The following is a 24,384-nucleotide window of genomic DNA, read 5'->3' as shown; positions in this document are numbered from 1 at the left end:
GGCGACACATACAACCATGAAAGCAGTGGCCGCATGGCCAGCCATGCTTTTGAATTCAGCGCACAGGGCGAACACCTGGCGCTGTCCGTCACCAGTGCCCGCAGCCTGTCCCGCCCGGATGCCCTTGAGCGCAAGGAAAGACCGGTCTACTTCCGCATCGACGTGTTCTTTTAACAGGATTGTCAAATGAATACCCAAAGCCCCCTGTTCAAAACCATTGCCAAATTCCTGATTGCCGTGATGTGGGCACAGCCCCTGCACAGCATCGCCGCCAACCTGAACGTGGATCACCAGGGAGGCGGCAACACCCACGTGACCACGGCCAACAACGGCGTGCCGGTGGTCAATATCGCCACCCCCAACGGCAACGGACTGTCACACAACAAGTTCACCGACTACAACGTTGGCCAGCAGGGGCTGATCCTCAACAACAGCACCGACAAGCTGACGCAAACGCAGCTGGGCGGCATCATTTTTGGCAATAGCCAGCTTAATGGCAAAGCCGCCAACACCATTCTCAACGAAGTCACCGGTGGCCAGCGCAGCCAGCTCAAGGGCTACACCGAGGTGGCCGGCCAGCAGGCGCATGTGATTGTCGCCAACCCGCACGGCATCACCTGTGACGGCTGCGGCTTCATCAACACCCCGCAAGCGACCCTGACCACTGGCCGGCCCATGATCGAGCAGGGCCGGCTGCACGGCTATGACGTCGACGGTGGTGATATTGACATTGCCGGTGCCGGCCTCAACGCCAGCAACATCAGCCGGTTTGACCTGATCACCCGTAGCGCGAAAATCAACGCCGAGCTGCACGCCAACGAACTCAACATCATCACCGGTCGCAACCAGGTGGAAGCGGGCACGCTCAAGGCCACCGCCAAAACCGGCCCGACCCATGAACAACCGCTGCTGGCCATCGACAGCTCGGCTCTGGGCGGCATGTATGCCGGAGCCATTCGTCTGGTTGGCACCGAAGCCGGCGTGGGTGTGAAACTGGCCGGCGACATGGCCGCCAGTGCCGGTGACATTCAGATTGATGCCAATGGCAAGCTGACGTTGGCGCGTGTGAGTGCAAAGAATGACCTGCACATTGATGCAGCGCAAGACGTTGAATTGACCCGGCAAGCCTATGCGGGCAATGACATCAACATCGCTGCCACAACGATGCACAATCAGGACGGCCTGCTGGCAGGACAGACAATTGCCCTCGGCGCTGAGCAGATTCACAACAGCGGCGTGATTGAAGCCGGCATCAACACCGATGGCAGCCTGAATAACCAGGGCCGGGTCCGCATACAGAGTGAGGAGCTGACCAATAGCGGCAGCGTGGTGGCCAGCGGTGAACTGGATATCAAAACGAGCGGGCAGCTCGATAACCGCTCCGGCCAACTGGTGTCGGATGGCGCGCTGAAGCTCGACAGCGGACGGCTGGATAACCGGAGCGGGTTGGTGACCGCCGGTGGTGACGTTGAAGTGGCAGCCGCACAGCTGGATAACCGTGACGGTAAGCTGGTGGGGCAGCAGGTCATGACCCTTGAGGTGCATGGCCTGAACAATGCAACAGGCACGCTAGCAAGCAATGGCTCGTTAACCGTTCAGGCAAAGGGGCAGGTCAATAACAGCAATGACGGCCTGATACTGAGCCAAAGTGGTGGTCTGGCCGTTACTGGTCAAAGCATTGACAACCGTGACGGCCTGTTGCAAGCCAACACCGGTGCTGTGCGAGTGACGGCACAGCAGGCGCTGGACAATCAGGGCGGGACTATACAAGCCAGCCAGAAAACCCTTGAACTGCATGCACGACAGCTCAGCAACCAGCGAGGCAGCATCCTGGCGGATACCGTGGGGGTCACCACCACTGCATTGCTGGACAACCGTGCCGGGCAGATTGTTGCAACAGCAAATAACCTGCATCTGTCAGGCGGTGTTATTAATAACGATGCTGGCACGCTCATGGGCCAAACACATCTGTCCATTGACGCAGAAAGTGTCAGCAACCGAAACGGCATGCTGGGTGGGCAAACCATTGCCATCAACCTTGCGAATGAACTCAACAATGGGCATGGCCTGATTGAGGCGACGGATCAGCTAAGGTTTAACACAGGTTCACTGGACAACCGTGGTGGGCGTTTGCGTGCACTGGGACAAACCGGCAGCAGCACTTTCAATATCAATACGGTCTTTGATAACGATCAGGGATTGGTCGAAATTGGCAATCAAACACTGGCAGTCAACAGCCAGTCCCTGACAAATAGGGACGGTGTGGTGCGCCATCTGGGCGACCAGTTTTTGCTGGATCTGGGCGATGCCGGACAGGCTGGCGGCAGTTTTTTTACCAATGGCCGGCTCAGCCTGAATCTGGATCACTGGGTCAATAACAGTGAGCTGCAAGCCCGACAAATAGAGCTCAACGTCAACCACTTTATTAATGACGCGGCTGGCGTTGTACGCTCAATTGAAGACCTGCAGGCAAGCGGTAACACCTGGCTCAATCACGGACGTATTGAAACCGATGGCAGCCTGAGTCTGGTTTTGAGCGGCGGGTACCAGGGGCGAGGCGCACTGCACAGTCAGGGTGATCTGCATTTCAGTGCGGCCAGCGCCACACTGCAACAAGGTGCCAATGTACGCAGCGCAGCCAATACCGTCTTTGAACTGGGCGGGCGTTTTCAGAATGAAGGCACCTTAACAGCCGTCGGCACCTTGCAAGTGCGTGCCCATGAACTGGAAAACCAGGGCACACTGGGTGCAGGCCAGTGGCTGGGTATCGACACCGGTCAGCTATTGAATCAAGGGCTGGTTTTCAGCGGTGCAGACATGGCGCTGCGTAGTCATACACTGACCAACCTGCGTGGTGACATCTACAGCCTGGGTGCTTTGAGCATTGCCAAAGATGATGATCTTGCAGCAATGAGCAGGCTGGAAAACCGCTCGGGCAGCATCGAGTCAGGCAGCAACATGCAGCTGTATGTCGCGTCGTTAATCAATCGCAAAGAAAACTTCCGTCTGGGCAAGGAACTGGTCTACGGCCACATTGGCGTTACCTGCTATGACTGTAGTGGCGACCATCACAATGTTGACTATGTTGCGACTGAACGCTTTGAGATCAGTGTTGCAGAAGACTCGCCGGCAGCACGCATTCACGTTGGAGGTGACCTGCTGGTACGGGCCGACACGGTGGCCAACCATTACAGCACCATCAGTGCGTCTGGCAATATCAGCATTGTCGCCCGGATGCTGGAAAACCTGGCTGCCAGCACCGGTACCGTCCAGCGGGTGCAGCGTTTTAATACGGGGCGTATCACCGATGGTACGGACGAGCGTTTTCGCTGGAACTACATCAACCCCTACAATGCGCGGCCTTTGCCCAAAGAGCTGCCTGCGGCATTATGGCAGTGGCGGTTGGTCAGTGACATCGAAACCGAAACAGCGACCGGTGTGGCGGCACCCGCCGTCATTCAGGCTGGCGGTGATATTTATATCAAGACCGATGAAACCTTGAACAATGCCTCGCTTTTGAAGCACGAAGCGCCTGCTGCCGGTATCAGCCAAGACGTTGATACCCGGGTTGTTTCAGGTTCACAACCTTTGGTGGTGCAACTGAATGCCCAGTTGCCGCCCGACCTGGACCGGCAGGCGATTGATCCGACAGCATTGCCTGCATTTGCCTTGCCAGATACGCCGGGTGGCCTGTTTGCCATCAACACCCAGCCCAGCCATCCCTACCTGATTGAAACCAATCCGCTGTTTGCCAGCATGGGGAGTTTTATCAATTCAGGTTACATGCTGGCAGCGTTGGGCTATGACCCCGACCAGGCGCAAAAGCGTCTGGGTGACGGGCTGTATGAACAACGCCTGATCGAGCAAGCGATCACTGCGCGTACCGGCAAGCGTTTTCTTGATGGACTGACCAACAATGACGCACAGTTCCGCTATCTGATGGATAACGGTATTGCCAGCAAGGAAGCACTCAACCTGTCGGTGGGTATCAGTCTGACTGCCGAGCAGGTTGCGGCGCTCACTCACGACATCGTGTGGATGGAAGAGCGTGAAGTGCAGGGCGAGAAAGTGCTGGTACCGGTGGTCTATCTGGCACAGGCAACGGACAGGGTGGCCGCAACCGGAGCACTGATTCAGGGACAGGACCTGACGCTGATTTCCGGTGCCGGGCTGGAAAACAGTGGTGTATTGCGTGCCAGCAACAGCCTGACCGCCTATGCCGAACGCATCAGCAATACAGGGCTGATACAGGCTGATGGGCGGCTGGATTTACTGGCCCAAGACAGCATTCATAACCAGCGTGGCGGCCTGATTACAGGCCGGGATGTCAGTCTGCTGGCCGTCACTGGCGACATCATCAATGAGCGTTCCATCACTGAAGAGACCCGCAGCGGCCGTGGTTTTAGCCAGACCACCAGCATCGTTGACCGGGCGGCAGGCATTGAAGCCACGGCTGACCTGGCCTTGTCTGCAGGACGTGACCTGATTAATCAGGGGGCTGACCTCAAAGCCGGTGCCGTCATGGAACTGAACGCCGGGCGTAATGTGCTGCTGGTTTCGGCTGAAGAAAACAACGGGCAAATGCGTCAGGACAAACGCCACTTCTGGAGTAGCAATAGCACCACTCAACATACTGGCAACATTGAAGCGGGCACACACCTGACAGTCAGCGCCGGACAGGATATTGCCGTGGTTGCCAGCCATGTGCAGTCTGGTGGTGATATGCACTTGCAAGCGGACGGTGATGTACTCATCAGTTCTGCCGCCAACACGCAAAGTAGCGAATACCGCTACCGCCGTAGCGGCAAAAAAGTAAATCAGGAAAATACACAGGTCCGGCAGCAGGCCAGTGTGCTTGAGGCTGGTGGTGAGTTTATCAGTGTATCGGGCGCAGATACGCAGATTGTATCGAGCCAGATCAGCAGCGGCAGAGAAGCCTATCTGGTCGCAAGTGGCAAAGTACAACTGCTGGCCGAGCAGGATATCGACTACAGCTTCTCCGAGAAAAAGAAAAAAGGCAGCTTTGGCCGTAAAAGCTTCAAAAGTGACGAGCGCACGCAAGTCACCCATATCGGCAGCAGTATCACCAGCGGCGGCGATCTGGCCATCATCAGCGGTGACGAGCAGCGTTATCAGGCGGCACAGCTCACCAGTGACGCTGACCTGACCCTCGACAGCGGTGCAGGTATCGTGTTTGAAGGCGTCAAAGACCTAGAGCAGCAAAGCCGTATCCGTAGCAAAAATAGCTGGGTCTGGCAAAGTGCCAAAGGTAAAGGCCATACCGATGAAACCCTGATCCAGAGCCAGTTGCAGGCCCAGGGTGAAATTGCCATCCGTGCCGCCGAGCGCATCCAGATCGACATCAAAGAGGTCAACCAGCAAAGCGTCAGCCAGACCATTGACGCCATGGTGCAAGCCGACCCACAGCTGGCCTGGATCAAGGATATGGAGCAGCGCGGCGATGTTGATTGGCATCAGATCAAAGAGCTGCACGACAGCTTCAGCTACAGCAGCTCCGGCCTGAGCGGCCCAGCGGCGATGGTGATTGCCATTGTGGTGGCGTACTTTACCGCAGGGGCGGCCAGTGGGCTGGTGGGCAGTGTTGCAGGTGCAACGGCAGGTTCGGGTACCGCCATGGCGGCGGGTACAGCCGCAGCTTCGGCAGGCTGGGCCAATGTGGCCGTTACCTCCGCCCTGACCGGCATGGCCAGTAACACCGCCATTGGTACGATCAACAACAAGGGTGACTTGGGTGCAGGCCTGAAAGATGCCACGACCAGTGATGCCCTGAAAGGCTATGTGGTTTCTGGTGTCACCGCAGGTTTAACCGCCGGTGTTTACGACAAATGGACTGGCACGCAAACCGGCGCTAGTAACACGGCTGCAGCATCGAATAATACAGGCGTACTGGCCAACAGCGGTAAAGTGGCCGTGGAGGGAGGTTTAAGCACATGGTCTGGCGTAGGTCAGTTTGCCGCCAACCAAGCGCTGCAAAACGTCACCTCGGCCACCCTGAATAAAGTGCTGGGCCAGGACGGCGATTTTGGCGATGCCCTGACCAGCACGCTGGCCAACACCTTTGCGGCAGCAGGTTTCAATTGGGTGGGTGACTTTAGCCAAAACAACCAACTCGACAACGGTAGTCTGGCCAAAATCGGTCTGCACGCCATCATGGGCGGCCTGGCTGCCGAAGCGGCGGGTGGCGACTTCAAAAGCGGCGCACTGGTGGCCGGAGCCAACGAAGCACTGATTGACACCCTGGCCAGCCAGTACGGCAGTATGAGTCATGAGCAACGCTCTGGCCTGCTGACCATGAACTCCCAAGTGCTGGGAGTACTGGTTGCCAGCATGGCCGGTGGTGATGAAAAGGACATGCAAACCGGTGCTTGGGTGGCGGGGAATGCGACCCAATATAACTATTTGACACATAATAAACTGAAAGAAATACAAGAATGCTTGGGCGGCACTAGCTGTAACTCCTCGGAACAAAAAGAAGCTATGATTCGGGATGCAGAAGATTTGAGCAAAATGCTTGATCAAGAAATGACCTCTATCTGCTCGGCAAGTCCAAGCAGCGATGCCTGCCGAACAGCAGTACATTCAGCCATTCAGTACGTTGCTATGACTGAAGCTTGGGAACTGATGAATGGTGATGTTTCCAGATCATCAAGAGGTGTGTTTGATCAGTTATACAATAGCCAAGATGCAGAGAAGTGGTTTGGACTGCATTTAAACAGTATAGATAAGCGTGCAGACTTTTTTGGAGCCAGTGATCGGTACGAACAAAGTATTGGCTCAGGCGCTCGGTGGTTTGGTGGGGCGGAGTTTGTTTCTAGGGCACGGTTGACGGGACTGGGTGCAGATGGAAATGCATCATCTTACACCTTTGCTTTAGGCTCGCTTTTGGCCGGTTGGAATGCTATGGATATTTACGAGTGGCGTTCAGAGGCGGGCAGTACTCTTATAAATTCTGGATTTGAAAACTTTAAGGCGCTTTATAATAATGGTGCTGATCCTGTGCGGTGGGATATAAAGCAGCTTAAAGATGAACAGACATCTTTACAGAATGTTCATAATAAGTATCTGATTGATAAAGAAGTATTTACTTCTTTATCTGGTTTTGCTACCGACTCGGAAAAAGTTAGCAGTAAATTTTTAGATAATAGAAGCACCATTTCTGGGGGAGTTGATATTTTAGACTATAAAAGCCGTATTAATTATGGCTGCAAACTGCTTGGGTATGGATTGGCTCAAGGTTGTACGCCATGAAAGTTTACCCTCGTTGGAAAGTTTTTTTTGGCTTTCTTCTTTGTCCGCCTATTGCAGGGATTAGTTATGCTATGTTTTTGACTATCGAGGGGGTACTTTTACAAAATGGAGCGCTTGATTTTTCGTCTACGTATTTTGTGTTTTTGCTTCTAATTGCGATTGGTTCGTTTGGGTTTTATAGTGTTCCTGCCGCCTTATTAGGTATTGTGTATGCTTACTTTAAGCTATTTAAAGGGTGGAGAAGCTTTTTGTTTGTGTTTTTTTTTAGTGGTTTAACTGCACATTTTTGGGGAGTTATTATTGACGCTGTAAGTAGGAATAATGAAGGGTTTCCTTATGTTCTTTTTGGGGGCTACACGCCGGCATTATTAGCTGGCTTTTCTTCTTTATTTGTTTCATTTGTGGTGCTTCCGAAAAAACATGAATTCACAAACACTGAACGTATGGGTTAGTTTTTATGGCTGATATAATGGTCTCCATTGTATTTTAAGAACATACAAAGCGTCAGTCAAACCAGCGATCCCCTGAAAGGCTATGCTGTGCTGTGCTGTGGCAGGCCGCTGGCCTGACAGCCGGTGTTTACGACAAATGGACTGGCACGCAAACCGGCGCTAGTAACACGACTGCAGCATCGAATAATACAGGCGTACTGGCCAACAGCGGTAAAGTGGCCGTGGAGGGTGGTTTAAGCACATGGTCTGGCGTAGGTCAGTTTGCCGCCAACCAAGCGCTGCAAAACGTCACCTCGGCCACGCTCAACAAAGCCCTTGGCCAAGGCGGCGACTTTGGCGATGCCCTGACCAGCACGCTGGCCAACACCTTTGCCGCAGCAGGTTTTAACTGGGTGGGAGATATCAGTGTTGGACGGTTTGAGAATGGCAGCTTAACTAAAATTGGCCTGCACGCCATCATGGGCGGTCTAGCTGCCGAAGCGGCGGGCGGCGACTTCAAAAGCGGCGCACTGGTGGCTGGAGCCAACGAAGCGCTGATTGATACTCTGGCCAGCCAATACGACAGCATGACCCACGACCAGCGCAGCGGCCTGCTGACCATGAACTCCCAAGTGTTGGGTGTACTGGTGGCCAGCATGGCTGGGGGTGATGAGAAGGACATGCAAATTGGTGCTTCAGTAGCGGGTAATGCAACGAAATACAATTGGGATCTGCACATGCCGCAAGGAATGATGGAGTATGGGCAAGCGGCTGGTTCGTTGGCTCAGCATATGCAGGAGCAAGGAGCGTCACCAGAAGAGTTGTCCAGTGCTTTACAAGCCATGGCGCGTGGAGACGGTTTCAGTGGACCGCAACCTGCCCAAGAGTTTTTGAAAGCTTGGGCCATGACGGTATTGACAGGCGGTGGCGTGATTAACACCACTGCACGCGGGCTAACACTGGTTGTGGGTGGGGCGGTGAGTGGCGGCTCGAACGTTGTGTATCAGATTAGCACCAAAGAGCTGAATGAGCTGAGTTTTACCGATGCTTCGATTGCTACAGCTGTTGGCGCATTGACTCAAGGTAAAGGACTGATAGGTACGGTTGGGGCGAATATGGGTGGGGCGTATGTGGGCAGCCAGATAAAAGGAGAAGACCCTGTGCAATCTGCTATAAGTGCTGGAGTTGGCAGTGCTTTAGGTTATAGCGGCGGTAAAGTGGTGTCAAAAAATATACCTGATCAAGTATCGAAAGGGTTGAAAGATACAGCATCTTCAGTATCAGGCTCAGTGATATCTGAGGCAGTAACAGAATACCTTAAGGGTGCAGACAAATAATGGAAAACATAGTTAAAATGTTCTATTGGATGGTTAGAGCTATAGTTGTTTATTCTGTTTTATCGTTTATGGCAATCGTTTTTTCATTGGTGATATTAAAGATTTTTGGAAGATATAGTTTTGGCGATCAGTTTTATCTGAACAGAATTGTTTATTTGTCTGTGGTTTCTGGGTTAGTGATTACAGTTTCGAGCGTTGTCATTATTATCATTAACTATCTTTCGGGAAGTGGAATGGATCGCTAATACCATTGTTTGTGTCGATATAATGTTTGCCTGATGATCAATTTTTGAGGTATGCAGAAGCAGGGGCATCGCCTGAAGAGTTGTCTCGTGCTTTACAGGCTATGGCGCGTGGCGAAGGGTTTGTCAGTGTTTCTGGCGGCGTAGTGACGGTGATTGTTGGGTCGACCGTAGGCGGAGGCTCAAACGTGGCGTATCAAATGAGCACCAAAGACCTTAACGACTTGAGCTATACAGATGCAGCGATTGCAACTGTAGTGGGAGGCCTGTCCCAGGGGAAAGGGCTGGCAGGGACAGCTGGAATAAGTATGGGCGGAGCCTATGTTGGCAGTCAGATAAAAGGAGAAGATGCAACAGCACCTGTGATTGGTGCGGGGGTGGGTGCGGCGGCTGGTTATGTTGGTGGGAAACATATTGAAAATAAAGTTAAAAATACCTTGCCTGGAAAGAGCTCTGAGATCTCAGGAGTGGTTGCTGGGGAATCTATAAGTGGAACAGTTTCCGATACTGTGGAAAAAGTAACTCAGAAAATAAGAGAGCAGAAGGATGCTAGTAAATAAGAAAAATATTGTGATGCTTTTTAACTTGATTCTGTATTATTTTCTATTTTTTTTTGTTTTGGTGTTGATTGTAAGGCTGGCAGGTGGAGCTGTATGTTTTTATAATGTTGGTTATTTTTGTTTTGGAGTTGATGACTTAAAGAAGTCTTTGTTGGCTGGATTGATTGGAGGTGGGTTTGTTGGTCTTGGCTCTTGGTTGGTGACTGCTTTTAGTTTGAAGTAGCTGAGAAAAACAGCGCAGTATAGCCATCAGCTGCATCCAACTGATAGTGAGCTAGCCCAGCGTCTGGCCGAAGAAAGTGGGGGCCGCTACACAGTGGAGCAAATCGAAGAGCAACTACGGCTATCCAACATTACCGACACCGCTATCAACCCTAGCACGGACATGCTGGTAGGTAGTCCAGAGGGCATTTATGATACCGGTGGTCGCTGGATAGAAGTAGGCGATGGCCAGTACATACAAGTCTTCAGCACAACGGACATCAACCCTGAAATCACAGGCTATATCAGTGAAAAAACCAGTGTTTACGACTGGGAAATGCCCAAGCCGGTAAGTAGCGCTACAGATGGCTTCCCGGATTGGCAGCGAGACAGGCTAACTGGATATCCGTTAGATGAAAAAGGCGGCTACAGAGTTCCGGTGGTGATTGATGGTGAACGTTATTCGCCCAGATTCCACTCATGCGGAACTTCTGAATGCCTGGCGGTAGGAGCTAACATAGATTTTTCTGACCCTGATACTTTGCGCTGGATCCGTGCAGCCGAGGTTAATGCCCTGGATAATGCAAGTACAGCGTTGAGTGCGGCGGCGGTATTTACGCCTGCTGGGCCGGCAGTTGCTTTGTCTACAATGTCTACGATAAGTACACTTGTGTCAGGTTATATATCAGATGAAAGTTATAAGGCCGGGACAGCTGAGTTGGCAGGAGCAGGATTCAAATTGTATGCAGTTAAGCGAGGAGTTGATCCTCTTGTGGCTGATAGATTAACTAATGCTTTAAATGCTACAGGGTTTTTTAAAGAGTTAGTTAATGCTCATTGGGATTCAGGTAATGAATAATAGTTTGTACGTGAAGATTGCTTTTATATTTCTTTGCGTGGCGGTATGTGTTAATTTGGCTCTTCGCATTTAAGGGTGTAGCTGATTTCTGAACCCTCCGGCTTCCAGCAGGCACCTTGCTATGTAGTTGGGCAGGTTTCTGAAGCCCAGGGCGATACCACGCAAGTGCTCCAGCCTGCCGTTGATCGCCTCCGTAGGTCCATTGCTGGTTCCTGGACGGTCGAAGTAGGCCAGGATGCTCTGGGCGCAATTTTTCAGCGTTTTACCCAGCCGCTTCACTTCAATGAGTTCCCTTGGCAAATCCGGGGCGGTGACGATTTTTATCAGTTCCTGCATCATCGCTTTTCCCCGTCTTCGATCTGGCTCGTTGTAGGCGGCAACCACCCGCTGATACATGCTCCAGCTGCAGTCCACCTCAAGGTGTCGCTCATCAGCGAACAGGCGAGCCAGCTGCTTTTTGCTGGTGTCGGACAGGTAAGCAATCCGGGTCAGTAGCGTTCTGCGGAGTTTGTAGAGCGGGTCGTTTTTATGTCCTCTGCGTCCCAGGGTTTGTTGCTGAATACGCCGGCGGCAGTCGTCCAGCATGTTACATGCCCAGCGTACGACATGGAACGGATCCAGCACGGTTTGTGCGAGCGGCAAGACCTCTTCTGCTGCGGACTTGAAACCTGAAAAGCCGTCCATGGCAATGCTTTCGATTAGGTCACGCCAGGGCTTGGGACGGTTCTGCAACCACTGTTTGAAAGCTTGCTTGGAGCGGCCATCCAGCACATCCAGCAGCCGTGCTGGCCCGGTTTTGTTTCGTACCGGAGTGAGGTCAATCACAACCGTGACATACCTGTCGCCATAGCGCGTATGACGCCAGACATGCTCATCAACCCCCAACACGGTGACGCCGTCAAACCGGGTCGGATCATTGAATAACAGGCGTCGCCCTTCGTTGATGATGGCGTTATTCGCAGTGTGCCAGGCAACACCAAGATGGGCAGCAACCCGTGATACGGACAGGTGGTCAAGCACTATAGCGGTCAGCGCCCAGCGAATTGCTCCATGGGACAGCTTGGCGCGTTCTGGCGCCGCGCTGGAGCTGTCTTCCTGCCAAAAGTTGCCGCACTCACAGCTCCAGCGGCGAACTCTCAGCAGCAACGTGGTGGGTCGATGACCGTAAGGAGCGTGGGCAAGACGGCGGATCACGGTGCCGCGTGAAGTACCGTAGGCACCACAGCTTGGACAGGGTTCCGGTGGTTTGGTGAAGCGGCACTCAATAACAGCATTTCTGGCCGTCAGGTGCTGTCCGGTGGCAATAAGTCCAAGCGAGTCAAGCTGGCAAAAACTGGAAAGGTCGGGGCTGGAAAAGGTAAGATCACGCACGTCGGGGGGCTTAGTTTTTGTTTGTGTAGGAGCTTACATTTTCTAAGAACCCCGACTCCTTTTCCAGCCGCCTCCGGTATCACCTACACCCTCAAATGCGAAGGGCCGTTAATTTTTATCGCTTGATTTCTGACGTGTACGGTGCTTTTGTAATAACTGCTTTGCAGTTTATATTTATTAAGCAGATGTATAATTTTATAAATGGAAAAGATATGAATTTTGGCGGGATTGGCGCTAGAAAGGAATACTCATTTGAGATTAGGCTTTTTGCCTTTTTAGGGTTTATTTTAATGTACTTTGGTTTGTTTTTTGTTTGAGCTTGGGTATGGCTTCAGCATTGGCGTTGCCGGTCGGCTGGTATGTGCTGCCGTCAGGTGCTGTCTTGGTTGGTACAGCGCTGGGCGCTGGGTTTGATGCAGCAGGCCAGTTGATTGGCGGCAATGAATACCGTCCGGGACAGACTGTGATTGCTGGCGTAACGGCGGGACTAACTTACCCGCTGGCCGGCGGCGGGCTGCTGGGCAGCATGGCCCTCGGCGGTGCCTATGGCGGGACAAACCGGGCGCTGAATAACTATGTTTATGATGAAGATAAGAATGTATGGCGTAGTGCTAGGGTAGGTTCTATTGCGGGTGGAGCTGGCCATTTTGCAGGATCTTATACGGGGGCATTAGCTTCTAGATATTTACCTAGAAGAATAAATGGAGCCGCTATTGATCCAGATAAGCCTATTATTTTGCAAAATATTGGTGTTTTAAATCCTTACCCAGGATATGTGGGTAAAAGTGTAGAGCAGGTTGTTGAGTCGGCTATCCCTGTGGTATTGGATAGGCAAGGATCAGCAAATGATTAGTCGGTTTCGTAAGCTAAGAAGGTACTTTCCAATCAGAGAGAGCGTCTCAGGTGTTTGTTTATCTTTCGCTGTATGGAGTATTGGTTGTTTTTATATATGGTACGCAGAAGCAGTTGATGTTTGGTTTTATAATACTGTATTGGGAATTGAATATAGTTATCAGCTTGATAACGAAGGGCAAATTAGAGCGCGAAGGGCATTGGCTGTCGGTCTGTTTGTGTCACTTGTCCTGTCTCACGGGGCTTATCTGTTTTTCTTGATTCGCGAAAAAATACGCCGCCGCAGAGCAAAAAAAAGCGCTCAAGGCCAGTGGTATGACACCGACAGCTTGAGCAAAGAAGACTTATATGCTGACAAGGATGTGGATGATGAATCCAAATAATCGCTGCAAGGCAGTTGAGTGAGCCATGCTTGCCAGCTTGGTTTGCAACGACGAAGCCTACTTGGTTGCCGGTGGCAAAGTACAGCTACTGGCCGAGCAGGATATCGACTACAGCTTCTCCGAGAAAAAGAAAAAAGGCAGCTTTGGCCGTAAAAGCTTCAAAAGCGACGAGCGCACGCACGTGACCCACGTTGGCAGCAGCATCACCAGTGGCGGCGATCTGGCCATTATCAGCGGTGACGGGCAGCGCTATCAGGCCGCGCAACTGACCAGCGGCGCTGACCTGACCCTCGACAGCGGCGCAGGCATTGAGTTTGAAGGCGTCAAGGACCTTGAGCAGCAAAGCCGCACCCGCAGCAAAAACAGCTGGGTCTGGCAAAGCGCCAAGGGCAAAGGCCATACTGATGAAACCCTGATTCAAAGCCAGCTACAGGCGCAAGGCGAAATCGCCATTCGTGCCGCCGAGCGCATCCAGATCGACATCAAGGAAGTCAACCAGCACAGCGTTAACCAGACCATCGACGCGATGGTACAGGCCGATCCGCAACTGGCCTGGCTCAAAGACATGCAACAGCGTGGCGACGTGGACTGGCGACAGGTCAAGGAACTGCACGACAGCTTCAGCTACAGCAGCTCAGGCCTGAGCGGCCCGGCGGCCATGGTGATCGCCATTGTGGTGGCGTACTTTACGGCCGGAGCAGCCAGCGGTGCCATTGGAGCCGCAGCAGGAGCTGGTGCGGGTTCGGGTGGAGCAATGGCCGCAGCGGGCACGAGTGCAATGGTCTCCGCGGGTACAGCAGTCGGTACGGCTGGAGCGGGCTGGGCCAATGTCGCTTTGACCGCAGCAGCCGCTTCTGCCGCCAGCAATGCCGCGATCAGCACCATCAACAACAAGGGAGATCTGGGTGCGGGCCTGAAAGACGCCACCACCAGCGATGCGCTTAAAGGCTATGCCGTCTCGGGCATCACTGCTGGCCTGACGGCGGGTCTTTATGATAAGTGGACCGGCACCCAAACCGGTCCAAGCAACACCGGTGCCGTGTCTAACAACACCGGCGTGCTGGCCAACAGCGGCAAGGTGGCGGCTGAAGGAGGCTTGAGCACCTGGGGTGGCGTAGGCCAATTTGCCGCCAACCAGGCACTGCAAAACGTCACCTCGGCCACGCTCAACAAGGCGCTAGGCCAGGATGGTGACTTTGGCGATGCCCTGACCAGCACGCTGGCCAACACCTTTGCTGCGGCGGGTTTTAACTGGGTTGGCGACTTCAGCCAAAACAATCAGCTTGCAGACGGCAGCCTGACCAAAATCGGCCTGCACGCCATCATGGGTGGCCTGGCCGCAGAAGCCGCTGGCGGCGACTTCAAAAGTGGCGCACTGGTGGCCGGAGCCATATGACACAGGCGGCCGCTGGGTATCAGTGGGCGGTACGGCTGGAGCGGGCTGGGCCAATGTCGCTTTGACCGCAGCAGCCGCTTCTGCCGCCAGGGCACTGCAAAACGTCACCTCGGCCACGCTCAACAAGGCGCTAGGCCAGGATGGTGACTTTGGCGATGCCCTGACCAGCACGCTGGCCAACACCTTTGCTGCGGCGGGGTTTAACTGGGGTGGCGACTTCAGCCAAAACAATCAGCTTGCAGACGGCAGCCGGACCAAAATCGGCCTGCACGCCATCTATCTCCGGTACCGATATCAACCCCGGCACAAACATGCTGGTGACCGACGCGGAAGGTATCTATGACACAGGCGGCCGCTGGGTATCAGTGGGCGATGGTCAATACATGCAAGTCTTCAGCACGACTGATATCAATTCTGAAATCACAGGTTATATTAGTGAAAAAACCAGTATTTACGACTGGGAAATGCCCAAGCCGGTAGGCTGGGACAAGGAATACATGCCGCAGTTTGACTACAACGTGTGTTTGTCCTGCGCCGCCGGGTTTTCTTATCAGTTAAATCCGGCATCGCTGCGAACCATTGAAGATATCGATGCAGGCCAACGTGCGCTGACCTTGGGTATGGCTTCAACGCTGGCTTTACCGATCGGCTGGTATGTGCTGCCGTCAGGTGCAGTCTTGACAGGAACAGCGCTGGGCTCTGGGTTTGATGCAGCAGGCCAGTTGATTGGCGGTAATGAATACCGTCCGGGGCAGACAGTTATTGCCGGTGTAACGGGTGGGATGACTTATCCGCTGGTCGGTGGTGGCTTGCTGGGAAGCATGGCGTTGGGTGGTACCTATGGCGGATCGAATCGGGTACTGAATAATTATGTGTATGATGAAAATTTAAGTGCATGGTTTAGTGCCGGAGCAGGTACCCTGGCTGGTGGGCTGGGGTATGGTGTAGATAAAACTTTAACTTATAATCTTTCAAAGATACTTCCTGCCCGTATTGGTGGTGAGGTTATTGATCGAAATAAGCCTATTTTGTTACAAAATATAGGGGTGTTGAATCCGTATCCAGTTTATATGGGAAAGGGTGCTGGGCAGATTACAGAGACAATAGTGCCTCTTGTTTTGGAGCGACAGGAAGTAAAGCATGATTAATCATCTCAAGCGATTACATGCAGCTATATTTGATAGAGGTACTATACATGGAAATCTGCTTATGATAGTGGTTTCTATTATGGTTTGTTTATATATAGGATATGGGGAGGATTTTCATATATGGATATATAATGCTGTACTTGGGGTGGAGTATCCTTATCAACTTCCTAGTTCAGGACAATTAAGAACCAGAAGGTTTTGGGCTGGTGCTTTATTTATAATTTCTTTTTTAGTGCATGTCATTGCCTTGTTTATAGTTATTCGAGAAAAACTACTCCATCGTCGTGCAAATAAAAGCGCTCAAGGCCAATGGTACGACACCGAAAGTTTGACCAAAGAAGATCTTTATTCTGACAAGGATGCGGATGATGAGCCTAAATAGATGCAAGCAGTTGTGTGAGCCATGTTTGCTAGCTTGATTTATCAACGATAAAGCCTACCTGATCGCCGGTGGCAAGGTACAACTGCTGGCCGAACGGGACGTGGACTACAGTTTCTACGAGAAAAAGAAAAAAGGCCAGCTGGGTCTGGCAAAGCGCCAAGGGCAAAGGCCATACTGATGAAACCCTGATCCAGAGCCAGCCGACAGGTCAAGGAACTGCACGACAGCTTCAGCTACAGCAGCTCCGGCCTGAGCGGCCCGGCAGCCATGGTGATCGCCATTGTGGTGGCGTACTTTACGGCGGGTTGGGGTGCCGGTCTGACTGGAGCAACCAGCACAGCAGGCAACAGCTGGGTCTGGCAGAGCGCCAAGGGTAAGGGCCATACTGATGAAACCCTGATCCAGAGCCAGCTACAGGCACAAGGCGAAATCGCCATTCGTGCCGGGCTGGGCCAATGTCGCTTTGACCGCAGCAGCCGCTTCTGCCGCCAGCAATACGGTCATTAGCACCATCAACAACAAGACCAGGCACTGCAAAACGTCACCTCGGCCACGCTCAACAAGGCGCTGGGGCAAGAGGAGGTCAACCAGCAAAGTGTTAACCAGACCATCGACGCGAGTGGACCGGCACCCAAACCGGTCCAAGCAACACCGGTGCCGTGTCCAACAACACAGGCCTGATCCAGAGCCAGCTACAGGCACAAGGCGAAATCGCCATGCGTGCCGCCGAGCGCATCCAGATCGACATCAAGGAGGTCAACCAGCAAAGTGTTAACCAGACCATCGACGCGATGGTGCAGGCTGATCCGCAACTGGCCTGGCTCAAGGACATGCAGCAACGCGGTGATGTGGACTGGCGGCAGGTTAAGGAACTGCACGACAGCTTCAGCTACAGCAGCTCCAACAGCGGCAAGGTGGCGGCTGAAGGAGGCTTGAGCACCTGGGGTGGCGTAGGCCAATTTGCCGCCAACCAGGCACTGCAAAACGTCACCTCGGCCACGCTCAACAAGGCGCTGGGGCAAGACGGTGACTTTGGCGATGCCCTGACCAGCACGCTGGCCAACACCTTTGCTGCTGCGGGTTTTAACTGGGTGGGTGATATCAGCCAGACGCTGGACCTGAAAGAAAGTGGCCTGGCTAAAATCGGCCTGCCATGAACTCGCAAGTGCTGGGTGTGTTGGTGGCCAGCATGGCCGGTGGCGATGAAAAGGACATGCAAACCGGTGCCTGGGTGGCGGGCAATGCGACCAGCTATAACCATGAATTGCATCTGCCGCACGGAATGATGACCTATACCTTTGCTGCTGCGGGTTTTAACTGGGTGGGTGATATTAGCCAGACGCTGGACCTGAAAGAAATGCTGGTGACCGACGCGGAAGGTATCTATGACACAGGCGGTCGCTGGGTAGCAGTGGACAATGGTCAGCACCAGTAATAGGTGCTGGAGTGGGTTCCATAGCGGGAGCTGGAGCTGTTAAGGGGGCTCATAAAATATTGCCAAAAACTTTTCCAGATAAAGTCAAAGAGATTATGGGGACTATTTGGGGAAATTTTGTTTCAGAGGCTGTAAGTGAAACATCTAAGCAAAGTGTAGAGGCTACTGATAAATAATGAAAAATATACTAGAGTTTATAAGGCTGTTGTTTGCATATACTATTTTTTGCACATTAGGATTGTTTTTATCTGTTTTTTTGGCCAGTGCAGTTACACTATTGTTGAAAGGAGAAAACTTGGTTTTTTTTGAAACAGCTTTTTGGTCTGTAAAAAAAGCTTTTATTGTTGGGCCTATAGCTGCAATAAGTGTCGTGATTTTCATATATACTCAAAAATTTTTTACTGATGGTTAAGAGTCTTCGTATTTAAGATTGGGTTTGGTTTTAACTGCTGTTGCCATAGTTGGTAAGCAGAATCAGAAACAGGTATGAGGGTTAAATGCTCCTTACACTTAATGGTTGGCGAGGAGTATTCCGTCATTGTTCAAGCGGCCCGGCACTGTAACACCGATAAAACCCTGATCCAGAGCCAGCTGCAAGCACAAGGTGAAATCGCCATTCGTGCTGCCGAGAGCATCCAGATCGACATCAAGGAGGTCAACCAGCACAGCATCAACCAGACCATCGACGCCATGGTACAGGCCGATCCGCAACTGGCCTGGATCAAGGAGATGCAACAGCGTGGTGACGTGGACTGGCGCCAGGTCAAGGAACTGCATGACAGCTTCAGCTACAGCAGCTCCGGCCTGAGCGGCCCGGCAGCCATGGTGATCGCCATTGTGGTGGCGTACTTTACGGCGGGTTGGGGTGCCGGTCTGACTGGAGCAACCAGCACAGCAGGCATTGCCAGTTCCAATGCGGTGGTATCGGCGGTTGCCAGTAACGCAGCTGTTAGCACCATCAACAACAAAGGCAATTTGGGTGCAGCTTTCAAGGATGTAACGTCCAGCGATGCCTTAAAAGGTTATGCCGTCTCCGGCATCACCGCTGGCCTGACGGCTGGTGTATATGACAAGTGGACGGGCACTCAAACCGGTCCAAGCAACACCGGTGCCGTGTCCAACAACACAGGCGTATTGGCCAACAGCGGCAAGGTGGCGGCTGAAGGAGGCTTGAGCACCTGGGGTGGTGTCGGCCAATTCGCCGCCAACCAGGCACTGCAAAACGTCACCTCGGCCACGCTCAACAAGGCGCTGGGGCAAGACGGTGACTTTGGCGATGCCCTGACCAGCACGCTGGCCAACACCTTTGCTGCTGCGGGTTTTAACTGGGTGGGTGATTTCAGCCAAGAGCTTCAACTCACAGAAAGCGGTTGGGCCAAAATCGGCCTGCACGCCATCATGGGTGGCCTGGCTGCCGAAGCGGCTGGCAGTGACTTCAAAAGCGGCGCACTGGTGGCCGGAGCCAACGAAGCGCTGATCGACACCCTGGCCAGCCAGTACGACAGCATGACTCATGAGCAACGCAGCGGCCTGCTGATCATGAACTCGCAAGTGCTGGGCGTGCTGGTTGCCAGTATGGCTGGTGGCGATGAAAAGGACATGCAAACCGGCGCATGGGTGGCGGGGAATGCGACCAGCTATAACCATGAATTGCATCTGCCGCACGGAATGATGACCTATGGGCAGGCAGCCAGTTCACTGGCTCAGCATATGCAGGAGCAGGGTGCGTCACCAGAAGAGTTATCCAGGGCTTTGCAAGCGATGGCGCGTGGTGATGGATTTGAAGGTCCTGCTAAAGATTTTCTGAAGGCTTGGGCCATGGTTACATTAACAGGCGCAGGGTTTGTAAGTGTCTCTGGCGGAGTGGTGACCGTGGTGGTTGGGTCAGCCGTAGGTGGTGGCTCAAATTTGGCGTATCAAATGAGCACCAAAGACCTTAAAGACTTGAGCTATACAGACGCAACCATTGCAACTGTAGTAGGCGGCCTGACCCAGGGGAAAGGAGTGCTGGGCACTGTAGGAGCAAGTATGGGCGGCGCGTATATTGGTAGCCAGATAAAAGGAGAGGATTCAACAGCACCAGTAATAGGTGCTGGAGTGGGTTCCATAGCGGGAGCTGGAGCTGTTAAGGGGGCTCATAAAATATTGCCAAAAACTTTTCCAGATAAAGTCAAAGAGATTATGGGGACTATTTGGGGAAATTTTGTTTCAGAGGCTGTAAGTGAAACATCTAAGCAAAGTGTAGAGGCTACTGATAAATAATGAAAAATATACTAGAGTTTATAAGGCTGTTGTTTGCATATACTATTTTTTGCACATTAGGATTGTTTTTATCTGTTTTTTTGGCCAGTGCAGTTACACTATTGTTGAAAGGAGAAAACTTGGTTTTTTTTGAAACAGCTTTTTGGTCTGTAAAAAAAGCTTTTATTGTTGGGCCTATAGCTGCAATAAGTGTCGTGATTTTCATATATACTCAAAAATTTTTTACTGATGGTTAAGAGTCTTCGTATTTAAGATTGGGTTTGGTTTTAACTGCTGTTGCCATAGTTGGTAAGCAGAATCAGAAACAGGTATGAGGGTTAAATGCTCCTTACACTTAATGGTTGGCGAGGAGTATTCCGTCATTGTTCAAGCGGCCCGGCACTGTAACACCGATAAAACCCTGATCCAGAGCCAGCTGCAAGCACAAGGTGAAATCGCCATTCGTGCTGCCGAGAGCATCCAGATCGACATCAAGGAGGTCAACCAGCACAGCATCAACCAGACCATCGACGCCATGGTACAGGCCGATCCGCAACTGGCCTGGATCAAGGAGATGCAACAGCGTGGTGACGTGGACTGGCGCCAGGTCAAGGAACTGCATGACAGCTTCAGCTACAGCAGCTCCGGCCTGAGCGGCCCGGCAGCCATGGTGATCGCCATTGTGGTGGCGTACTTTACGGCGGGTTGGGGTGCCGGTCTGACTGGAGCAACCAGCACAGCAGGCATTGCCAGTTCCAATGCGGTGGTATCGGCGGTTGCCAGTAACGCAGCTGTTAGCACCATCAACAACAAAGGCAATTTGGGTGCAGCTTTCAAGGATGTAACGTCCAGCGATGCCTTAAAAGGTTATGCCGTCTCCGGCATCACCGCTGGCCTGACGGCTGGTGTATATGACAAGTGGACGGGCACTCAAACCGGTCCAAGCAACACCGGTGCCGTGTCCAACAACACAGGCGTATTGGCCAACAGCGGCAAGGTGGCGGCTGAAGGAGGCTTGAGCACCTGGGGTGGTGTCGGCCAATTCGCCGCCAACCAGGCACTGCAAAACGTCACCTCGGCCACGCTCAACAAGGCGCTGGGGCAAGACGGTGACTTTGGCGATGCCCTGACCAGCACGCTGGCCAACCCCTTTGCTGCTGCGGGTTTTAACTGGGTGGGTGATTTCAGCCAAGAGCTTCAACTCACAGAAAGCGGTTGGGCCAAAATCGGCCTGCACGCCATCATGGGTGGCCTGGCTGCCGAAGCGGCTGGCAGTGACTTCAAAAGCGGCGCACTGGTGGCCGGAGCCAACGAAGCGCTGATCGACACCCTGGCCAGCCAGTACGACAGCATGACTCATGAGCAACGCAGCGGCCTGCTGATCATGAACTCGCAAGTGCTGGGCGTGCTGGTTGCCAGTATGGCTGGTGGCGATGAAAAGGACATGCAAACCGGCGCATGGGTGGCGGGGAATGCGACCAGCTATAACCATGAATTGCATCTGCCGCACGGAATGATGACCTATGGGCAGGCAGCCAGTTCACTGGCTCAGCATATGCAGGAGCAAGGTACGTCACCTGAAGAGTTATCCAGGGCTTTGCAAGCGATGGCGCGTGGCGATGGATTTGAAGGTCCTGCTAAAGATTTTCTGAAGGCTTGGGCCATGGTTACATTAACAGGCGCAGGGTTTGTAAGTGTCTCTGGCGGAGTGGTGACCGTGGTGGTTGGGTCAGCCGTAGGTGGTGGCTCAAATTTAGCGTATCAAATGAGCACCAAAGACCTTAAAGATTTGAGCTATACAGACGCAACCATTGCAACTGTAGTAGGCGGCCTGACCCAGGGGAAAGGAGTGCTGGGCACTGTAGGAGCAAGTATGGGCGGCGCGTATATTGGTAGCCAGATAAAAGGAGAGGATTCAACAGCACCAGTAATAGGTGCTGGAGTGGGAGCGGCTGCTGGTTATGTTGGTGGTAAAAATATTGAAAATAAAGTTAAAAATATTTTGCCCGGAAAGAGAGCCGAGGTATCTGGAGCAATTACTGGTGAAGTTATTAGTGAGACTCTATCTGATGTCGTGGAACAAACAGGTGAGAAGATAAAAGGATTGAAAGATGGAGATAGGTAAGAAAGCCGTCATATTGCTTTTTAATTTAATACTACATTATTTTTTGTTCCTTTTTGTCTTGGTGGTGATTGTAAGGGTAATAGGAGGGGTTGTGTGTTTTTATAAAGTTGGTTTTTTCTGTTTTGGACTCGATGACTTAAAGAAATCACTGTTAGCTGGGTTGATTGGAGGTGGGTTTGTTGGCTTTGGCTCTTGGTTGATGACTGTTCTTAATCCGAAGTAACTTAGAAGTATAACGTGGCTATAATTATAGCTGAATACAAACTGGCCCAGCGTTTGGCTGAAGAAAGCGATGGCCGTTATACAGTGGAGCAGATAGAGGAGCAGCTGCGTTTGTCCAATATCTCCGGTACCGATCTCAACCCCGGCACAGGCATGCTAGTGAACGGGCCGGAAGGTATCTATGACACAGGCGGTCGCTGGGTAGCAGTGGACAATGGTCAATACATACAGGTTTTCAGCACGACTGATATCAACTTGCCAGGACATGACTTGTTTCAAGGTTGCTTGCCATGAGGAAATATCCATATTTTAAGGTTTTTTTTGGATTCTCGTTATGCCCTGTTATTTCAACGACCTTAATATTTTCTTTTGCCTTTTTTTCTTTTGAAAATTTTTATAATAGAAATGAATCGTTGCTATTTTACCTGGCGCTTGTGTCCGTAGTGAGTTTAGGGGCGCTAGTTTTTTACGGTTTACCTGCGGTTTTTTTAGGCATGGTTAGTAGTCTGTTTAAACTGCATAAAGGCTTCAGTGAAGTATTATTTTTAGTATTGTTAGGAGGGTGTACTGCCTATGCGTGGGGGCCATTAATAGATTTTTTAATCCCAACTGGTAGAGCAGAGCCTTTTCCTGGGTTGATTTGGCATCCCTCGGTTCCGTTTCTGTTAGGGGCAATTTCTTCGTTTTTAATTTCTTTATGGGTTTTACCTAAAAAGCTTAATCAGTGAGAGCATATTCTATATCATCTGCCGGTTGGCTGGGATATGCTGCCGACATGTGCTGTTTTGACAGGTACTACATTGGGTGCAGGGTTTGATGCGGCTGGCCAGTTGATTGACGGTAATGAATACCGTCCGGGGCAGACAGTTATTGTCGGCGTAACGGGTGGGATGACTTATCCGGCTCCACAGCCGCCAAAATGCCTTTCTAAAGCGGAGAAGAAACAGTGAGTTAGAGAGAGCGCATATTGAACAGGTGGGCTAATGTTTGATTTCTCAAGTTTTATTTCTGGCCGGATCATCAATAAGTTTTGCTAATTTATTTTTCTTGGCCAAAGAAAAACTACTCCATCGCCGTGCAAAAAAAGCGCTCAAGATCAATGGCATGACACAGACGGCCTGACGAAAGAAGACCTTTGTTCTGACAGGGAGGTTGATGATGATTCTAAATAGTTGAATAAAATAATCTTGCTGCTTGTATTTATACGCAAATAAACTGAATGGATTATGAAGTGATGAAAATAAAAGCTATTTCTCTTTTTCTGTGCTGCATCCTGGCTGGATGTGCAACAGTTAACCCTATGGCGGTGGATAAAAAAACAGTTGCAATTGATACGCGTGAGAAGTCTGTTGTTTTGCTTGCTATTGATGTGTCGAGGGACGATAACAGTCGTTATGTGCCAAAACCTTTTGTTGTACATGTAGAAAAGCCCGGCAGCAGTAAAAAAACTGATCGACAAAACTTCAAGTTGCGTGAAGAGGATAAGTTGCAACTAGAGAACGGCGACAGTGTTTATCTGGTTCGTATGGCACTTGTGCCAGGAGAGTACAGGCTTATGGCGGTCACGGGTAATGCTAACGCTTTTCCTTTTAATGGCATTTTCCAGGTTCCCATGCTGTTGGATTTCAAGGTTTCACCATCAGCAATCAGCTATATGGGGCAGGTAACGGCTAAGCTCCGCCCTAGGGTGGGTGAGGAGTTCCGTGCTGGTCCGGTCATTCCGCTTCTTGACCAATCGGTGACGGGAGTCTCTGGCGGAACGTTCGATGTATCTGTTACTGACGCTCCAGAAAAGCTGTCTCTGTTCCGTACGACATATAAAGCTCTGGCTAATTCGCATATTGAGACCGAGACTTTGCCTGCTTTTGACCGGGCAGCTGCACAGCGTTGGTGGGCTGGTGCCCAGGATGCTGATTAGGATTGTACAGTA

21 protein-coding genes and 3 pseudogenes are annotated in these 24,384 nt (G+C 51.9%); 21 read left to right on the top strand and 3 right to left on the bottom strand.

What is annotated here, in order from left to right; all coding sequences use genetic code 11:
* Positions 1-186: 186 nt before the first annotated feature.
* The 6 genes from AR306_RS09205 (at position 187) to AR306_RS13215 (ending at position 10,899) form a co-directional block, all read left to right on the top strand.
* Positions 187-7,269: a two-partner secretion domain-containing protein gene (locus tag AR306_RS09205; protein WP_101497273.1), complete on the top strand. Its 7,083-nt coding sequence runs from the start codon at positions 187-189 to the stop codon at positions 7,267-7,269.
* Positions 7,266-7,721 (top strand): hypothetical protein, encoded by a 456-nt coding sequence (locus AR306_RS13230; RefSeq protein WP_133539793.1) that lies wholly within the window; start codon positions 7,266-7,268, stop codon positions 7,719-7,721. The genes AR306_RS09205 and AR306_RS13230 overlap by 4 nt, the downstream gene beginning before the upstream one ends.
* Positions 7,722-7,813: 92 nt before the next feature.
* Positions 7,814-9,037: a DUF637 domain-containing protein gene (locus AR306_RS09200; RefSeq protein WP_101497272.1), complete on the top strand. Its 1,224-nt coding sequence runs from the start codon at positions 7,814-7,816 to the stop codon at positions 9,035-9,037.
* A gap of 442 nt (positions 9,038-9,479) precedes the next feature.
* Positions 9,480-9,839, top strand: a complete 360-nt coding sequence (locus AR306_RS13225; protein ID WP_133539791.1) for a hypothetical protein — start codon at positions 9,480-9,482, stop codon at positions 9,837-9,839.
* Positions 9,826-10,062 (top strand): hypothetical protein, encoded by a 237-nt coding sequence (locus AR306_RS13220; RefSeq protein WP_133539789.1) that lies wholly within the window; start codon positions 9,826-9,828, stop codon positions 10,060-10,062. The genes AR306_RS13225 and AR306_RS13220 overlap by 14 nt, the downstream gene beginning before the upstream one ends.
* 93 nt (positions 10,063-10,155) lie before the next feature.
* A complete protein-coding gene (locus tag AR306_RS13215) occupies positions 10,156-10,899 on the top strand; it encodes a hypothetical protein (protein WP_133539787.1) in 744 nt (247 codons plus the stop codon).
* A gap of 69 nt (positions 10,900-10,968) precedes the next feature.
* Here the strand turns inward: AR306_RS13215 and AR306_RS09195 are convergent, their stop codons facing one another.
* Positions 10,969-12,270, bottom strand: a complete 1,302-nt coding sequence (locus tag AR306_RS09195) for an ISL3 family transposase (RefSeq protein ID WP_101497271.1) — start codon at positions 12,268-12,270, stop codon at positions 10,969-10,971.
* A 325-nt stretch (positions 12,271-12,595) separates the two neighbouring features.
* Between AR306_RS09195 and AR306_RS13210 the strand changes: the two genes are divergently transcribed.
* From AR306_RS13210 to AR306_RS09155, 9 genes and pseudogenes are all read left to right on the top strand, one after another.
* Complete coding sequence (locus AR306_RS13210) at positions 12,596-13,123, top strand: hypothetical protein (RefSeq protein WP_133539682.1); 528 nt, start codon at positions 12,596-12,598, stop codon at positions 13,121-13,123.
* A complete protein-coding gene (locus AR306_RS09185; RefSeq protein ID WP_101497269.1) occupies positions 13,116-13,505 on the top strand; it encodes a hypothetical protein in 390 nt (129 codons plus the stop codon). Before AR306_RS13210 ends, AR306_RS09185 begins: the two co-directional genes overlap by 8 nt.
* Positions 13,506-13,554: 49 nt before the next feature.
* Positions 13,555-14,892 (top strand): annotated as a pseudogene (locus tag AR306_RS09180) (DUF637 domain-containing protein); the annotation flags it as partial.
* Positions 14,834-15,244: a DUF637 domain-containing protein gene (locus AR306_RS13740; protein ID WP_101497267.1), complete on the top strand. Its 411-nt coding sequence runs from the start codon at positions 14,834-14,836 to the stop codon at positions 15,242-15,244. The pseudogene AR306_RS09180 and the gene AR306_RS13740, both read left to right, overlap by 59 nt.
* On the top strand, positions 15,213-16,049 hold the full coding sequence (locus tag AR306_RS09170) for a hypothetical protein (protein WP_101497266.1): 837 nt from the start codon (positions 15,213-15,215) through the stop codon (positions 16,047-16,049). The genes AR306_RS13740 and AR306_RS09170 overlap by 32 nt, the downstream gene beginning before the upstream one ends.
* The gene (locus AR306_RS13205) at positions 16,042-16,431 is read left to right on the top strand and encodes a hypothetical protein (protein ID WP_133539680.1); all 390 of its coding nucleotides are present in this window, start codon (positions 16,042-16,044) and stop codon (positions 16,429-16,431) included. The genes AR306_RS09170 and AR306_RS13205 overlap by 8 nt, the downstream gene beginning before the upstream one ends.
* Positions 16,432-16,698: 267 nt before the next feature.
* Complete coding sequence (locus AR306_RS09165; protein ID WP_101497265.1) at positions 16,699-16,938, top strand: hypothetical protein; 240 nt, start codon at positions 16,699-16,701, stop codon at positions 16,936-16,938.
* A gap of 152 nt (positions 16,939-17,090) precedes the next feature.
* The gene (locus AR306_RS09160) at positions 17,091-17,588 is read left to right on the top strand and encodes a DUF637 domain-containing protein (RefSeq protein WP_206167989.1); all 498 of its coding nucleotides are present in this window, start codon (positions 17,091-17,093) and stop codon (positions 17,586-17,588) included.
* Positions 17,585-17,866: a hypothetical protein gene (locus AR306_RS09155; protein WP_101497264.1), complete on the top strand. Its 282-nt coding sequence runs from the start codon at positions 17,585-17,587 to the stop codon at positions 17,864-17,866. Before AR306_RS09160 ends, AR306_RS09155 begins: the two co-directional genes overlap by 4 nt.
* Before the next feature lie 162 nt (positions 17,867-18,028).
* Here the strand turns inward: AR306_RS09155 and AR306_RS13200 are convergent, their stop codons facing one another.
* Positions 18,029-18,247, bottom strand: coding sequence for a hypothetical protein (locus tag AR306_RS13200; protein ID WP_133539678.1), 219 nt, complete (start codon positions 18,245-18,247; stop codon positions 18,029-18,031).
* 183 nt (positions 18,248-18,430) lie between these two features.
* Here AR306_RS13200 and AR306_RS09150 point away from each other — a divergent pair.
* Positions 18,431-20,128: pseudogene (locus AR306_RS09150) on the top strand (DUF637 domain-containing protein); the annotation flags it as partial.
* On the opposite strand, the gene AR306_RS13195 reads toward AR306_RS09150, so the two are convergent.
* A complete protein-coding gene (locus AR306_RS13195; RefSeq protein ID WP_133539678.1) occupies positions 20,115-20,333 on the bottom strand; it encodes a hypothetical protein in 219 nt (72 codons plus the stop codon). The pseudogene AR306_RS09150 and the gene AR306_RS13195 sit on opposite strands and share 14 nt — an antisense overlap.
* A 183-nt stretch (positions 20,334-20,516) precedes the next feature.
* Here AR306_RS13195 and AR306_RS09145 point away from each other — a divergent pair.
* The 5 genes and pseudogenes from AR306_RS09145 to AR306_RS09135 form a co-directional block, all read left to right on the top strand.
* A pseudogene (locus AR306_RS09145) lies at positions 20,517-22,232 on the top strand (DUF637 domain-containing protein); the annotation flags it as partial.
* Positions 22,219-22,455 carry a hypothetical protein gene (locus AR306_RS09140; RefSeq protein ID WP_101497261.1) on the top strand — a complete coding sequence of 79 codons (237 nt, stop codon included), beginning with the start codon at positions 22,219-22,221 and terminating at the stop codon, positions 22,453-22,455. The pseudogene AR306_RS09145 and the gene AR306_RS09140, both read left to right, overlap by 14 nt.
* Before the next feature lie 14 nt (positions 22,456-22,469).
* Positions 22,470-22,748, top strand: a complete 279-nt coding sequence (locus tag AR306_RS13190; RefSeq protein WP_133539674.1) for a hypothetical protein — start codon at positions 22,470-22,472, stop codon at positions 22,746-22,748.
* Complete coding sequence (locus tag AR306_RS13185) at positions 22,745-23,182, top strand: hypothetical protein (protein WP_133539672.1); 438 nt, start codon at positions 22,745-22,747, stop codon at positions 23,180-23,182. Before AR306_RS13190 ends, AR306_RS13185 begins: the two co-directional genes overlap by 4 nt.
* A gap of 491 nt (positions 23,183-23,673) precedes the next feature.
* Complete coding sequence (locus AR306_RS09135; RefSeq protein ID WP_133539670.1) at positions 23,674-24,372, top strand: hypothetical protein; 699 nt, start codon at positions 23,674-23,676, stop codon at positions 24,370-24,372.
* Positions 24,373-24,384: the final 12 nt, after the last annotated feature.

Source organism: Thiopseudomonas denitrificans (assembly GCF_002866065.1).
Taxonomy (GTDB): domain Bacteria; phylum Pseudomonadota; class Gammaproteobacteria; order Pseudomonadales; family Pseudomonadaceae; genus Thiopseudomonas; species Thiopseudomonas denitrificans.
Note: the sequence above shows the minus strand (reverse complement) of the source record. Positions and strands in the feature narration are given on the sequence as shown.

What these genes read in the sequence shown, in the direction of transcription:
- AR306_RS13185 (WP_133539672.1), top strand. Translation starts at nt 22,745, where the DNA reads ATGAGGAAATATCCATATTTTAAGGTTTTTTTTGGATTCTCGTTATGC.
- AR306_RS09205 (WP_101497273.1), top strand. Translation starts at nt 187, where the DNA reads ATGAATACCCAAAGCCCCCTGTTCAAAACCATTGCCAAATTCCTGATT.
- AR306_RS13220 (WP_133539789.1), top strand. Translation starts at nt 9,826, where the DNA reads ATGCTAGTAAATAAGAAAAATATTGTGATGCTTTTTAACTTGATTCTG.
- AR306_RS09185 (WP_101497269.1), top strand. Translation starts at nt 13,116, where the DNA reads ATGATTAGTCGGTTTCGTAAGCTAAGAAGGTACTTTCCAATCAGAGAG.
- AR306_RS09155 (WP_101497264.1), top strand. Translation starts at nt 17,585, where the DNA reads ATGAACTCGCAAGTGCTGGGTGTGTTGGTGGCCAGCATGGCCGGTGGC.
- AR306_RS09165 (WP_101497265.1), top strand. Translation starts at nt 16,699, where the DNA reads ATGGTGATCGCCATTGTGGTGGCGTACTTTACGGCGGGTTGGGGTGCC.
- AR306_RS13225 (WP_133539791.1), top strand. Translation starts at nt 9,480, where the DNA reads ATGAGCACCAAAGACCTTAACGACTTGAGCTATACAGATGCAGCGATT.
- AR306_RS13195 (WP_133539678.1), bottom strand. Translation starts at nt 20,333, where the DNA reads ATGAAAATCACGACACTTATTGCAGCTATAGGCCCAACAATAAAAGCT.
- AR306_RS13210 (WP_133539682.1), top strand. Translation starts at nt 12,596, where the DNA reads ATGGCTTCAGCATTGGCGTTGCCGGTCGGCTGGTATGTGCTGCCGTCA.
- AR306_RS09140 (WP_101497261.1), top strand. Translation starts at nt 22,219, where the DNA reads ATGGAGATAGGTAAGAAAGCCGTCATATTGCTTTTTAATTTAATACTA.
- AR306_RS09135 (WP_133539670.1), top strand. Translation starts at nt 23,674, where the DNA reads ATGGATTATGAAGTGATGAAAATAAAAGCTATTTCTCTTTTTCTGTGC.
- AR306_RS13200 (WP_133539678.1), bottom strand. Translation starts at nt 18,247, where the DNA reads ATGAAAATCACGACACTTATTGCAGCTATAGGCCCAACAATAAAAGCT.
- AR306_RS13230 (WP_133539793.1), top strand. Translation starts at nt 7,266, where the DNA reads ATGAAAGTTTACCCTCGTTGGAAAGTTTTTTTTGGCTTTCTTCTTTGT.
- AR306_RS09170 (WP_101497266.1), top strand. Translation starts at nt 15,213, where the DNA reads ATGCTGGTGACCGACGCGGAAGGTATCTATGACACAGGCGGCCGCTGG.
- AR306_RS13205 (WP_133539680.1), top strand. Translation starts at nt 16,042, where the DNA reads ATGATTAATCATCTCAAGCGATTACATGCAGCTATATTTGATAGAGGT.